The following is a 12,598-nucleotide window of genomic DNA, read 5'->3' on the forward strand; positions in this document are numbered from 1 at the left end:
GCTTGCCTCGGGATGCGGGAGCCGCCCATGCATCGCGACCTTCGAACACCGCACACGCACCCATGGGCCGCGGCCCGGGGAGTCATGCACGGTGCCCGGTGCCCCGCATCGATACTGACGCTTCTCAGGAGGACAAGTGGGACGACTCTTCGGCACGGACGGCGTGCGCGGTGTCGCCAACGTGGACCTGACGGCCGAGATGGCGCTGGGCCTCTCCGTGGCCGCCGCGCACGTACTGGCCGAGGCGGGCACGTTCGAGGGGCATCGGCCGACCGCCGTGGTCGGGCGTGACCCGCGGGCGTCCGGGGAGTTCCTGGAGGCCGCGGTGGTCGCCGGGCTGGCCAGCGCCGGCGTGGACGTGCTGCGGGTCGGCGTGCTGCCGACGCCCGCCGTGGCGCATCTGACCGGGGCGCTCGGCGCCGATCTCGGCGTGATGCTGTCCGCGAGCCACAACGCCATGCCCGACAACGGCATCAAGTTCTTCGCGCGCGGCGGCCACAAGCTCGCCGACGAGCTGGAGGACCGGATCGAGTCCGTGTACGAGGAGCACCGCACCGGCGCCCCCTGGGACCGCCCGACCGGCGCGGGCGTGGGCCGCGTGCGGGACCACGAGGAGGGGCTCGACACGTACGTCGCCCACCTCGTCGGCGTGCTGCCGAACCGGCTGGACGGCCTGCGGGTCGTCCTCGACGAGGCGCACGGCGCCGCCTCCCGGGTCTCGCCGGAGGCGTTCACGAGGGCCGGGGCCGAGATCGTCACCATCGGCGCCCAGCCGGACGGGCTCAACATCAACGACGGCTGCGGCTCGACCCACCTGGAGCAGCTGAAGGCCGCGGTCGTCGAGCACGGGGCCGCCCTCGGTATCGCGCACGACGGCGACGCCGACCGCTGTCTGGCGGTCGACCACACCGGTGAAGAGGTGGACGGGGACCAGATCCTCGCCGTGCTCGCGCTGGCGATGCGGGAGCGTTCCGCACTGCGCTCCGACACCGTCGTCGCGACCGTGATGTCCAACCTCGGGTTCAAGCTCGCCATGGAGCGCGAGGGCATCCACTTCGTGCAGACCGCGGTCGGCGACCGGTACGTCCTGGAGCAGATGAAGCAGCAGGGCTACGCCCTCGGCGGCGAGCAGTCCGGCCACGTCATCGTCCTCGACCACGCCACGACCGGCGACGGCACGCTCACCGGGCTGCTGCTGGCCGCGCGCGTCGCCGAGACGGGGCGTTCGCTGCGCGAGCTGGCGTCGGTGATGGAGCGGCTGCCGCAGGTGCTCATCAACGTGCCCGACGTGGACAGGAGCCGGGTGAAGACCTCCGGGGAACTCGCGGCGGCAGTGACGGAGGCCGAGCGCGAGCTGGGCGGGACCGGCCGCGTGCTGCTGCGCCCCTCGGGCACCGAGCCGCTGGTCCGCGTGATGGTGGAGGCCGCCGACATCGACCAGGCCCGCTCGGTCGCGGAACGCCTGGCGGACGTGGTGAAGTCGGCACTGGGCTGACCGGGGCGGGCGTGGGCGGGGTGCGGGGCGGCTGATCGCCCCGCACCCGGATCGCGACCGGTGCTCCGCGCCCGAGGTCAGAGTTTGCGCAGGCTGAGGCGCTGGACCGTGTGGTCCGGGCCCTTGCGCAGGACGAGGGTGGCCCGGCCGCGGGTGGGGGCGATGTTCTCCACCAGGTTGGGCCGGTTGATCGTCCGCCACGTCGTGCCGGCGTAGTCGAGGGCCTCCTCCTCCGAGACCTGGGTGTACCTGCGGAAGTACGAGGAGGGGTCCTGGAAGGCGGTCGCGCGCAGCTTGCGGAAGCGGTTGAGATACCAGCGCTCGATGTCCTCGGCGCGGGCGTCCACGTACACGCTGAAGTCGAAGTAGTCGGCGAGCCCGACCCGGGTGCGCCCGTCCTTGCCCGGGAGCGCGGGCTGCAGGACGTTGAGCCCCTCGACGATCAGGATGTCCGGGCGGCGCACGGTGAGTCGTTCGCCCGGGACGATGTCGTAGATGAGGTGGGAGTAGACCGGGGCCGTCACCTCGTCCTTGCCGGCCTTGATGTCGGCGACGAAACGGGTGAGCGCGCGGCGGTCGTACGACTCGGGGAACCCCTTCCTCGACATCAGGCCGCGCGCCTGGAGCTCCGCGGTGGGCAGCAGGAAGCCGTCCGTGGTGACGAGCTCGACGCGCGGGTGCTCGGGCCAGCGCGACAGCAGGGCCTGGAGCAGCCGGGCGACCGTGGACTTCCCGACGGCGACGGAACCGGCGACCCCTATCACGAAGGGTGTGCCGGACTGCGAGCCCTGCTCCCCGAGGAAGGTGTTCAGCGCGCCGCGGAGCCCGTCGGTGGCGCCGACGTAGAGGTTGAGCAGCCGGGACAGCGGCAGGTAGATGTCCCGCACCTCGTCGAGGTCGATGACGTCACCGAGCCCGCGCAGCCGCTCCACCTCGTCGGCGGACAGCGGCAGCGGCGTCTTGTGGCGCAGCGCGCTCCACTCCGCACGGGTGAGGTCGAGGTAGGGAGTCGCCTCCGGCCGCTGCCGGTGGGCGCTCCGGGAAGTCGAGGAGACCGGAGAGATCACAGTCCATTGTTAACGGAGTTCGAACGGGATGGTTCGTGGGCTGTGTCACGTGATGGGCGGGAGCAGAGGGCTGTTGGGGGAAGTTGTCGGAATGTGAACACCCCGTGTCCGACTTTTCTTTGCATGACGTTTAGCATTTCGTAGCAGCTCGGACCGCAGTCGAGCGCATCAAACCGCGACCGGGAGTGTCGAGTGAAGCGTATTCTGATCCGTTCAGGGAAGAGCCCGTTCCGCGTGGCCACGCCGACGGAGTTCATGCACCAGGACTTGATCGGGACCAACACGGGCAACCTGCTCTTCAGCGACTCCGCCCACAAGATGCTCTCCGCGCCGGACACCGAGGTCGTCTCGAACGGCATCCGCACCGACCCGTCCGCCCGGCGCGCGGCCGAGATCAACGAGCAGTACGACGCCTTCGTCGTGCCCCTCGCGAACGCCTTCCGCCCCACCTTCCAGGCGTCCCTGGACCGGCTGTCGACCCTGGTGGAGCAGCTCACCATCCCCGTGGTCGTCTTCGGCGTGGGTGCCCAGACCGGGGACGACTACGACACCGAGCAGCTCAGGCCGCTCAACGCGTCGGTGCGACGTTTCATTTCCGCCGTCCTCGACCGGTCCGCGTCGATCGGCGTCCGCGGCGAGCTGACCGCCCGTTACCTCACCGGCCTGGGGTTCCCCGCCGACCGCATCGACATCATCGGCTGCCCGTCGATGTTCCTCCACGGGGACACCTTCCCCGACATCCGTCCCGTCGAGCTGACCGGCTCCTCACGTCTCGCCCTCAACCTCTCCCCGAACGCCATACCCGTGGGAGACATCTCCGGACTGGCCCGTCACGCCTGGGAGCGCTACCCCGACCTGCTCTACTACGCGCAGAACCTCGTCGACGCGGAACTGCTGTTCTGGGGTGACCTCACGCCGGAGACCGGGATCGAGAAACCGTTCCCGCTCCAGCTCAGCCACGAACTGCTGCGTGAGAACAAGGTGCGCATGCCGCTGGACCCGGCGACCTGGATCGACGAGCTGCGCGGCCGCGACTTCGCCTACGGCACCCGGATCCACGGCAACATCGCCGCCCTGCTGGCCGGTACGCCGAGCGTCGTCCTCACTCACGACTCGCGGACCCTCGAACTGTGCCGTTACTTCGACATCCCGCACGTCCCGCTGGCCACGCTCGCCGCGGACACCGACCCGCGCGACCTGTACGAAGCCGCCGACTACTCGCCGATGATCAAGAACCACGGTGAACGGTTCGAGCGGATCGTCTCCTTCCTCGACCGCAACGACCTGCGGAACACCTACTCCCACGGCGACGGTGGCGCCGCGTTCGACGCCCGGCTCGCCGCCCTGGACCTGCCCGCGTCGATGCCGGTCTGGGACGGCTCGGACGACGGCCACATGCGCTACCGGGTCAGCCGGCTGCGGGAGCGGATCGCCGTCGCCAACACCCGGATCGACAAGCGCGTCCAGGAGAACAAGGAACTGCGCACCCGGCTGGCCGCCGCCGAGAAGCGGACGAAGGAGACGAGCCTGAAGCTTGCCGAGGCCCGCAAGGAACTGGCGGCCACCCACAAGCGGCTCGCCGCCCTGGAGCGGCGTATCGGCGGCATCGAGAAGCGCGCCATGGTCCGGATCGGCCCCGCCGTCCGCCGCCGGGTGCGTCGCCTCTCCAAGCCAGGCGAGAAGGGCTGACCGGGCGGAACGGGCGGAACGGGCCTGCCGGGCCGGGCTGGGCCGGGCGGCGGGTGCGCGAGGCAAGATCACGCAGCAGTCACGGTTGCCCCACAGGTGATCTTCTGAAGATCATTTCATGAGGGAGCTGTGTCTATATTGCGCGCAACGCGTTGCGGGTCCCGCCGCGCCTTCGAAGAAAGAGTCCCCCCGTGAGAACCACCGCCGTCCGCCGTACCGCTCTCGCCGCCTCCGCCACCGCGCTCGCCCTGCTCGTCACCGCCTGCGGCGGCTCCGACGGCAGCGGCAGCGGCAAGGGCGACGAGGGCAAGGCCGACTCCTCCGCCTCCGCCGCGCCCGCGGCCAAGGCGCTGACCGCGGCCGAGCTGGAGAAGGTCGCGCTGGTGCAGGCGGACGTGAAGGACGGCAAGGTGCTGACGAAGCTGCCGCCCGCGGAGGACCTCGCCGCCGACAAGGTCGAGGCCGAGGACAAGACCTGCGAACCTCTCGCCCAGATGCAGGTGGGTGTGCCCGTCGGCTCGCCGACCGCCACGGTGAAGCGGTCCTGGACGGGTGAGCCGAAGAGGCCGACCAAGGAGCTCGGCATCGAGGAGACCCTGCTCGCCGGCATGGACGTGGAGAAGATGCTGCTCACGCTCACCTCCCACGAGGACGGCGGCGCCGAGCAGGTGATCAAGGACGTGAACACCGCTGTCGGCGAGTGTGCCGGGGGCTTCACCTACGCCGCCGGAGGCGAGAAGATGAAGGCCCTGAAGGTTGAGAAGACCCAGGCGCCCGACGAAGCCGACGAAGCCCTCGCGATCACGATGACCCTGGCTGCGGACGAGGACATCAAGATGCCCGTGAAGTTCGTCGTCGTTCGCAAGGGTGCCACCGTCGCCTCCTTCACCGCCGCCAACTTCGCCTCCGCAGCCACCGGCACGGACTTCGACTTCCCGACGCAGGTCTCCGACGCCCAGCTCGCCAAGCTCGGCTGACGCACCTCCTTCCGTTCCCACCGGTGCGTCGCGCACCGGTGGGAATTTCCGATTCCGGGCACGCGGCGGCCCTTTCCGGTGCCTGACGGATCGTAGGCTGCCGGGCATGTGTGGAATCGTGGGATACGTGGGGCCACAGTCGGCGCTGGACGTCGTGACGGCCGGACTGAAACGACTGGAGTACCGGGGCTACGACTCGGCGGGCGTGGCCGTCCTCGTGGACGGCGGGCTCGCCACGGCGAAACGGGCCGGGAAACTCCTCAACCTGGAGAAGGAGCTGGCGGCCCGGCCGCTCCCCACCGGGGCGACCGGCATCGGTCACACCCGTTGGGCCACGCACGGCGGCCCCACCGACGCCAACGCCCACCCGCATCTCGACAACGCGGGCCGGGTCGCCGTCGTCCACAACGGCATCATCGAGAACTTCGCCGAACTGCGGGCCGAACTGGCCGGGCGCGGCCACGACCTGACCTCCGAGACGGACACCGAGGTCGTCGCCCACCTGCTCGCCGAGGAGTTCTCCTCCTGCGCGGACCTCGCCGAGGCGATGCGCCTCGTCTGCAAGCGCCTGCTCGGCGCCTTCACCCTGGTCGCCGTCCACGCGGACGCGCCGGACGTGGTCGTCGGCGCGCGCCGCAACTCGCCGCTCGTGGTGGGTGTCGGCGAGGGCGAGTCGTTCCTCGCCTCGGACGTCGCCGCGTTCATCGACCACACCCGCTCCGCGATCGAACTGGGCCAGGACCAGGTGGTCGAACTGCGCCGCGACGCGGTCACGGTCACCGGCTTCGACGGCACACCCGCGGACGTCCGTACGTACCACGTCGACTGGGACGCGTCGGCCGCCGAGAAGGGCGGCTACGCCTCCTTCATGCTCAAGGAGATCGCCGAGCAGCCCCGGGCGGTCGCCGACACCCTGCTCGGCCGCACCGACGGCTCCGGCGCCCTGTCCCTCGACGAGGTACGCATCCCGCCGGAGGCGCTGCGGGAGGCCGACAAGGTCGTCATCGTCGCCTGCGGCACCGCCTTCCACGCCGGGATGATCGCCCGGTACGCCATCGAGCACTGGACGAGGATCCCCTGCGAGGTGGAGCTGGCGAGCGAGTTCCGCTACCGCGATCCGATCCTCGACCAGCAGACCCTCGTCATCGCCGTCTCCCAGTCCGGCGAGACCATGGACACCCTGATGGCCCTGCGGCACGCGCGTGAACAGGGCGCCCGCGTCCTGGCCATCTGCAACACCAACGGCTCGACCATCCCTCGCGAGTCCGACGCCGTCCTCTACACCCACGCCGGCCCCGAGGTCGCCGTCGCCTCGACCAAGGCCTTCCTGACCCAGCTGGTCGCCTGCTACCTGGTCGCCCTGTACCTCGCCCAGGTCCGCGGTGCGAAGGACGGCGACGAGATCCGCGAGGTCGTGAGGGACCTGTCCTCCATCGCCCGGTCGGTGGAACGCGTCCTGGAGACCATGGAGCCCGTCCGGGAGCTCGCCCGCACCCTCGCCCACAAGGACACCGTGCTGTTCCTGGGCCGGCACGTCGGCCATCCGGTCGCCCTGGAGGGCGCGCTCAAGCTCAAGGAACTCGCCTACATGCACGCGGAGGGCTTCGCCGCGGGCGAGCTGAAACACGGCCCGATCGCCCTGATCGAGGACGACCTGCCGGTCGTCGTGGTCGTCCCCTCACCACGCGGCCGCTCCGCCCTCCACGACAAGATCGTCTCCAACATCCAGGAGATCCGCGCCCGCGGCGCCCGCACCATCGTCATCGCCGAGGAGGGCGACGACGAGGTCGCCCCGTACGCCGACCACCTCATCCACGTCCCGGCCACCCCCACACTGCTGCAGCCTCTGGTGACGACGGTGCCGTTGCAGGTATTCGCCTGCGAGCTGGCGACGGCCCGCGGCAACGAGGTGGACCAGCCCCGCAATCTGGCGAAGTCGGTCACGGTGGAGTGAGCCCGCAGCCCGCTCAGGAAGTCCGGCGGAGGCTGGGACGGGGGACCCGTGAGCACGCCGGGCGCCACTGTCCATGTGCTGCCCGTTCGAGCGGTCACGTGTCATTCGCCTGCCGACCGCTCACGCTTTCCGGGCAGGGCCTCCGCGCGGATCCTCCTCACGATGCACGGGCTGATCCGGTTCGTGGACGTTGCCGGACTGCTTGCGACGGAACTGGTCGCCAATGCCGTGCGACCTACGAAGGGGCCTGCCGCGCTGCGGGTGCGGCGGACCGCGGGGTGCCGCGGATCGGGACGTGGGACACCGGCTCCGGGCCGCCCGAGCCACCGCAGCCCTCCCTCGGTTCACGGACGAGGAACCGGGGAGGGCGTGGGCCGGCGCTCCTCCGGGCGTGCTCGCAGGCGTGGGGCCGGCAGCCGCTGTCCAGAGAGGGAAACCGGGGCAAGTACGTGTGGTGCGAGCTGTCGGCAACCGCGTCCTGACCGTCCTCGGCATCCTGGGAATCAGCCCGACCGCCTCAACGGCTCGCCTGCGGGCGTTGGCCGCGTTGTGCCGTGCAACGTACCGTCCCGGCTGCCCACCGACCTGACGTACGAGTTCCACGACAGGTCGTGTCCATGGTGGCCTCCGGCAGTCAGGCGTCGACCGGGGACCAGCACCTCTCCCGGCCACCCGAAGGGCCGCGGCGCGTGAGAAACCATGCGAAAACCGGTGAGCAGAGGGCGGGTCCGTGCTCTTCCTTGCCGCCTGCTCACGGTCTGAGTGCGGCCGGCAGGGGTTTGGAGTGGATGATGTGGAGACGTGAGACGGCTCGGGTGAGCGCCACGTAAAGGCGGTTCATGCCGCGGGGCTCGGCCTCGGCGATGGCTGCCGGCTCGACCACCACCACGTGGTCGTACTCCAGTCCCTTGGCCGCCGATGCCGGCACCACGGTGACGCGCGCTCCGAGGGCGGCGGGGCCGGATGCCTGGATTCCGGCTGCGCGCAGGGCGTCGTGAAGCCTGTGCGTCTCGGCGTCGGCTGTGATGACGCCGATGGAACCCGCTTGCTCCAGCGCGGCGTTCACGGCCGTGACCACCGCTGTGGCCGTGTCGTGGGTCGCCTCGATGTTCGCCTCGCCGTCGCGGCGCAGGGACCGGGCTGGAGGTACGTGCACGTCGAGGTGCTCCAGGAGGCTGTTGGCAATGTCGGCGACCGGGCCGGGGACGCGGAAACCCGTGGTGAGTGGGGCGATGACGGCGTCCGGTTTCCCGAGGTGGTTGAGGAAGTGCCGCCAGTCGCGTGCGGCCCAGGGAGTGGTGCCCTGGGCGAGGTCCCCGAGGATGGTGAGGGAACCGAAAAGCGAGCGGCGGGCGACGGCGCGGCACTGCATGGGGGACAGGTCCTGTGCTTCGTCGATCACGACATGCCCGTAGCCGGCGGGGCGCGTGATCAACCCTGCGAGTTCGTCGAGCAGTACCAGGTCGGCTGCCGACCAGCGGGCCGACTTGTGGGAGCGCGGGGGCTTGGGCCAGAGGAGGGCCTTCTGCTCGTCCGGGTCCAGCACCCCCTCGGCCGCGGCTGCCAGGAAGTCCGGATGGGCCAGCAGGTCCCCGAGGACGTGCTCGGGACGCGCGGTGGGCCAGATGGCGTTGAGCAGGGTGGTGAGCGGGCGTGCCCGGGAGATCTTCTCGAGCCAGGTACGGGGGCGGGGGCCGGCGCGGTGCTCGGCTTGTTGCTGCATGGCGCGGACGACTCGAGTCCGAACACGTTCGCGCCCCACGGCGTAGGCGGGTTCTTCGGCGAGCACGTCCCGGACGATCTGCTGGAGTTCGTCTTCAGGTACCCGCCAGCGGTAGGAGCCGTCGGGTACGACGAGTGGTCGCACTCTGTCGGCACACACCTGCGCGTAGAGCGCGCGGTACATGACGTCGGCCATGCGGATGTCGTGCTTGATGATCGCCGCGGCGTCGTTGTCCTGGGCCGTGGCCGGGTGGCGAGCGATCTCGTCCTCGAGGGTGGACTGCCGTACGCCCGTCTCTCCGAGTGCGGGCAGGACTTCGGAGATGTAGGAGAGGAAGGCGCGGTTGGGGCCGAGAATCAGCATTCCGCCGCGCTGCATGCGCTGCGGATGGGTGTAGAGGAGGTAGGCGGCGCGGTGCAGTCCGACCGCGGTCTTGCCCGTGCCGGGGGCGCCCTGAACGCAGAGGGAAGAGGTGAGGCTCTCGCGTACGAGGTCGTCCTGCTCGGGCTGAATCGTGGCGGCGATGTCGCGCATGGGGCCGATACGAGGGCGTTCGATCTCGCTGGTGACGATGCTGCTTTCCCTCGCCTCACCCTCGCTGAGGTGCTCGTCCTCCAGGCTGGTCAGGTCGGCCGAGTCACCGCGGCCGACGGGCGACCAGCCGAAACGGCGCCGGACCGCCACGCCCTGCGGATTGCGGGGGCTTGCCTGGTAGAAGGCGCGCGCGACCGGTGCGCGCCAGTCGACCACCATCGGTGGGGCGGACGGGTCATGCGAGATCCGCATGCGCCCGATGTGGTACTCCTGCCCGGCGTGGTCGCCCGCGGCCGGGGCGTCCCGGGCGAAGTCGAGGCGCCCGAAGAACAACGGACCCTCGGGCAGTTCCCGGAGTTCCTTGGCCTGGCTGCGCAGCTGGTAGCCGAGCACTTCGGCGTCGGCGCCCGACGCGGAGGCGTGCTCGCCGACGGTCACCTGCTTCTGAGCGTCGTCGATCATGACGCTCAGTGCTGCGCGGCACGAGTCGTGGTAGTCGCGTTCCCCGCTGAGGGCGTCCTTGGGTACGGAGTCGGAGAGTGGCACCCCCACACAGTAATGCAACCGGGTAACGTTTTTAACTTGGTTGCGCTTCAGGGCCGGGCAAGGCAGGGCAGTCCGGCCTCAAGCTGCGCAAACGCCGACCGGGCCACTTCGACCGCCTCGGGGTAGAGCTCGTCCGCGCCGCGACCGGCGGTGATCTGCAGCCAGTTCTCCTGCGCGAGGATGCGCTGGACGGCAACGATCTGCCCAGCCGCCAGACGTGCACGGACGCCGCTGACGGCTTCCCTGCCGAGTGCGTCGGCCAGAGAGTCCTCGTTCCGTTCCACATGAGCATGCAGGCGTGCCACCAAGGGCGGCGTCGCGTACAGCAACCGGTGGAAGGCGAGCACCTCGGCGTCATCGCTCAGGCCTGTCACCGGATCACGCCGGGCCAGCCCGTCCAGGAAGTGACGGCGCAGCGCCTCAAGCGGAGAGCATCCAGCGGACCGCTGTGCGACCACCTCGCCGGCCTCCCCCTCATGGTCGGCCAACCGGTGCAGCACCAAGTCCTCCTTGGTCGGGAAGTACCGGAAGAGCGTCGGCTTGGAGATGTCGACGGCGGCAGCGACATCGGCGACGGTCACCTGCTCATAGCCCTTCTCCAGGAAGAGTTCAATGGCCGTGTCCGACAACCGTAGGTACATCTGCCGCTTCTTGCGTTCACGCAGCCCGCCCATCTCGGTCATGCCGAGGAGCCTACGCAGTAGCTCCCGTACGCGTCGCGGTGAGTGAGGACGGCGGCGGTGTGAGACCCGGGCTCTTGTTCCCGCCGCCTGCGGGCCGGGGCCCCGGCGTCGCCGTAAAGTGCTCGGCATGAGCATCATCGGGGTCGGGATCGACGTGGCCGAGATCGAGCGGTTCGCGGCGTCGCTGGAGCGGACGCCGGGTCTCGCGCGGCGGCTGTTCGTGGAGAGCGAGCTGCTGCTGGCCGGCGGCGAGCGGCGGGGGGTCGCCTCGCTGGCCGCGCGGTTCGCCGCCAAGGAGGCGCTGGCCAAGGCGCTCGGTGCGCCCGGGGGGCTGTACTGGACCGATGCCGAGGTGTACTGCGAGGACAGCGGGCAGCCGCGGCTGCGGGTGAAGGGGACCGTGGCGGCGCGGGCCGAGGAACTGGGGGTGCGGTCGTGGCACGTCTCGCTCAGCCATGACGCCGGGGTGGCCTCGGCGGTCGTCGTCGCCGAAGGGTGACGGACATGGGCCGGCCGGGTCTGCTGGGGTTTCCCGGGGTCGGGGAGGTCGGGGGACGGCTGCCGGTGTGGGCAGAGGCGCTTCTCGCCGCCGCCGCCCTGCTCGTCGTGGTGTTCACGGTCGTGAGGATGGTGCGGGCGGGGCGCGGGCGGTGGCGCCGGTGACCGGCCGGGCGTGCGGGGCTTCGCCTTCGTCGGCCGGTCACCTTGTCGCCGCCGGTTCCGTCAGCAGATGGACTGGCTGCTGTTGACCAGCCTGTTGTTGCGGAACGTGGTGTTCTCGCCGCAGGGGCTCTCGCGGATCGAGGAGTTGGTCACCGTCAGGTTCTGCACGGTGATGTCCCGGTTGTTCGCGAACTCCGTGCGCGCCGCCAGCCTGATCTCGCCGCCGCCCGTGACCGTGCCGCTCTGCGCGGCGAGGCTGACGTTGTAGCAGTTCTCGATCAGGATGGCGTTGTTGCCCGTGTGGGACAGGCTGATCCGGTCGATCGTCGCGCCGCCGCTCTCCGAGACGCAGAACACGCCGCGTCCGCCGCCCCGCGCGACGACCTCGCCGACGCGGATGTTGGTCGGGTACGAACTGCCGACCCGCCCGTTGCGGTTGGCCATGCGGAACGCGGCGTAACCGGTGCCGGTGCCCGCGTTCTCCGCGTCCACCTTGCCGACCGTGGCGTTGACGGTCTGGTTGAGGAGGAGACCGGACTCGCCGACGTTGCGGGCCGTCACCGTGCCGACGGTCAGGCCGTCGACCCCGTACGTCTCGACGGCGTGACTGGAGGCGCCGGACACGTAGACGTTGTCGATGCGGACGTTCCTCGTCCACTGGCTGGTGTCGCCGCGGTTGTCGATGCGGACGCCGAGGCCGCGCGAGAGGCGCATGTCGATCTGGCCCAGGACCACGTTCTGCACGTTGCGCAGGAAGATGCCGTACAGCGGGGTCCCGGTGACGCTGAGGTTCTGGACCTCGACGTCCCGCGTGCCGCGGGAGTAGACCGGGGCCTGGTCGCCGGAGCCGCTACCCGTGACGTTGATCGTGCCGCACACGTCCAGAACCGTGTAGCTCGGCAGCGAGATGCGCGAACCGGCGGAGATCGAGCCCGAGCCGCGCACCACCACCCGTTCCTTGGAGGTGCGGCCCGAGGACAGGCTGCTGACCGCCGCCTGGACGGCCGCGCGCATGTCGGTACCGGTGTAGACGACGCTGCTGCCGCGCCGGGAGGTCCAGGTGCTGCCGCTCTGCACGGCCTCGGCCTGGTAGGAGCCGTCACCGCAGGCCGCGGCCTGGACGGGGGCCTCCCGGGCGACGGGAGCGGGTGCGGGTGCGGCGGTGGCGGGGGCCGTCAGCGCGCCCGCGGCGGTGAGGAGTGCGGTGGCGCCGGCTGCGGCGAGGAGTGCGGCTCTGCGTCCCATGGGGTCCCTGCTTCCTCTTCCT

Annotated in this window: 10 protein-coding genes and 1 pseudogene; 7 read left to right on the forward strand and 4 right to left on the reverse strand. The window is 70.6% G+C overall.

Going from position 1 to position 12,598, the window contains the following annotated elements:
* Nucleotides 1–136: 136 nt before the first annotated feature.
* The gene (gene glmM, locus ORI94_RS23770) at nt 137–1,495 is read left to right on the forward strand and encodes a phosphoglucosamine mutase (RefSeq protein ID WP_042165141.1); all 1,359 of its coding nucleotides are present in this window, start codon (nt 137–139) and stop codon (nt 1,493–1,495) included.
* 77 nt (nt 1,496–1,572) lie between these two features.
* Here the strand turns inward: glmM and coaA are convergent, their stop codons facing one another.
* Nucleotides 1,573–2,562 (reverse strand): type I pantothenate kinase, encoded by a 990-nt coding sequence (coaA, locus tag ORI94_RS23775; RefSeq protein ID WP_266079061.1) that lies wholly within the window; start codon nt 2,560–2,562, stop codon nt 1,573–1,575.
* A gap of 192 nt (nt 2,563–2,754) precedes the next feature.
* On the opposite strand from coaA, the gene ORI94_RS23780 reads away from it, so the two are divergent.
* From ORI94_RS23780 to ORI94_RS23795, 4 genes and pseudogenes are all read left to right on the forward strand, one after another.
* Complete coding sequence (locus ORI94_RS23780; protein WP_416237876.1) at nt 2,755–4,251, forward strand: polysaccharide pyruvyl transferase family protein; 1,497 nt, start codon at nt 2,755–2,757, stop codon at nt 4,249–4,251.
* Between the two features lie 191 nt (nt 4,252–4,442).
* Nucleotides 4,443–5,228, forward strand: coding sequence for a hypothetical protein (locus tag ORI94_RS23785; RefSeq protein WP_266079065.1), 786 nt, complete (start codon nt 4,443–4,445; stop codon nt 5,226–5,228).
* Between the two features lie 106 nt (nt 5,229–5,334).
* On the forward strand, nt 5,335–7,182 hold the full coding sequence (gene glmS / locus ORI94_RS23790; RefSeq protein ID WP_266079067.1) for a glutamine--fructose-6-phosphate transaminase (isomerizing): 1,848 nt from the start codon (nt 5,335–5,337) through the stop codon (nt 7,180–7,182).
* Between the two features lie 75 nt (nt 7,183–7,257).
* Nucleotides 7,258–7,664: pseudogene (locus ORI94_RS23795) on the forward strand (ATP-binding protein).
* A gap of 269 nt (nt 7,665–7,933) precedes the next feature.
* Here the strand turns inward: ORI94_RS23795 and ORI94_RS23800 are convergent.
* Nucleotides 7,934–9,985 carry a HelD family protein gene (locus ORI94_RS23800; protein WP_266079069.1) on the reverse strand — a complete coding sequence of 684 codons (2,052 nt, stop codon included), beginning with the start codon at nt 9,983–9,985 and terminating at the stop codon, nt 7,934–7,936.
* A 47-nt stretch (nt 9,986–10,032) separates the two neighbouring features.
* Nucleotides 10,033–10,668, reverse strand: coding sequence for a TetR/AcrR family transcriptional regulator (locus tag ORI94_RS23805; protein WP_266079071.1), 636 nt, complete (start codon nt 10,666–10,668; stop codon nt 10,033–10,035).
* Between the two features lie 127 nt (nt 10,669–10,795).
* Between ORI94_RS23805 and ORI94_RS23810 the strand changes: the two genes are divergently transcribed.
* Entirely contained in the window at nt 10,796–11,167 is a 372-nt protein-coding gene (locus ORI94_RS23810; RefSeq protein ID WP_042165154.1) for a holo-ACP synthase, read from the forward strand.
* 5 nt (nt 11,168–11,172) lie between these two features.
* Nucleotides 11,173–11,331, forward strand: coding sequence for a hypothetical protein (locus ORI94_RS23815; protein WP_266079074.1), 159 nt, complete (start codon nt 11,173–11,175; stop codon nt 11,329–11,331).
* Nucleotides 11,332–11,391: 60 nt separating this feature from the next.
* Here the strand turns inward: ORI94_RS23815 and ORI94_RS23820 are convergent, their stop codons facing one another.
* Nucleotides 11,392–12,576 carry a hypothetical protein gene (locus ORI94_RS23820; protein ID WP_266079076.1) on the reverse strand — a complete coding sequence of 395 codons (1,185 nt, stop codon included), beginning with the start codon at nt 12,574–12,576 and terminating at the stop codon, nt 11,392–11,394.
* Between the last annotated feature and the right edge of the window lie 22 nt (nt 12,577–12,598).

The sequence above is a fragment of the Streptomyces sp. NEAU-W12 genome (assembly GCF_026242095.1).
Lineage (GTDB): Bacteria > Actinomycetota > Actinomycetes > Streptomycetales > Streptomycetaceae > Streptomyces.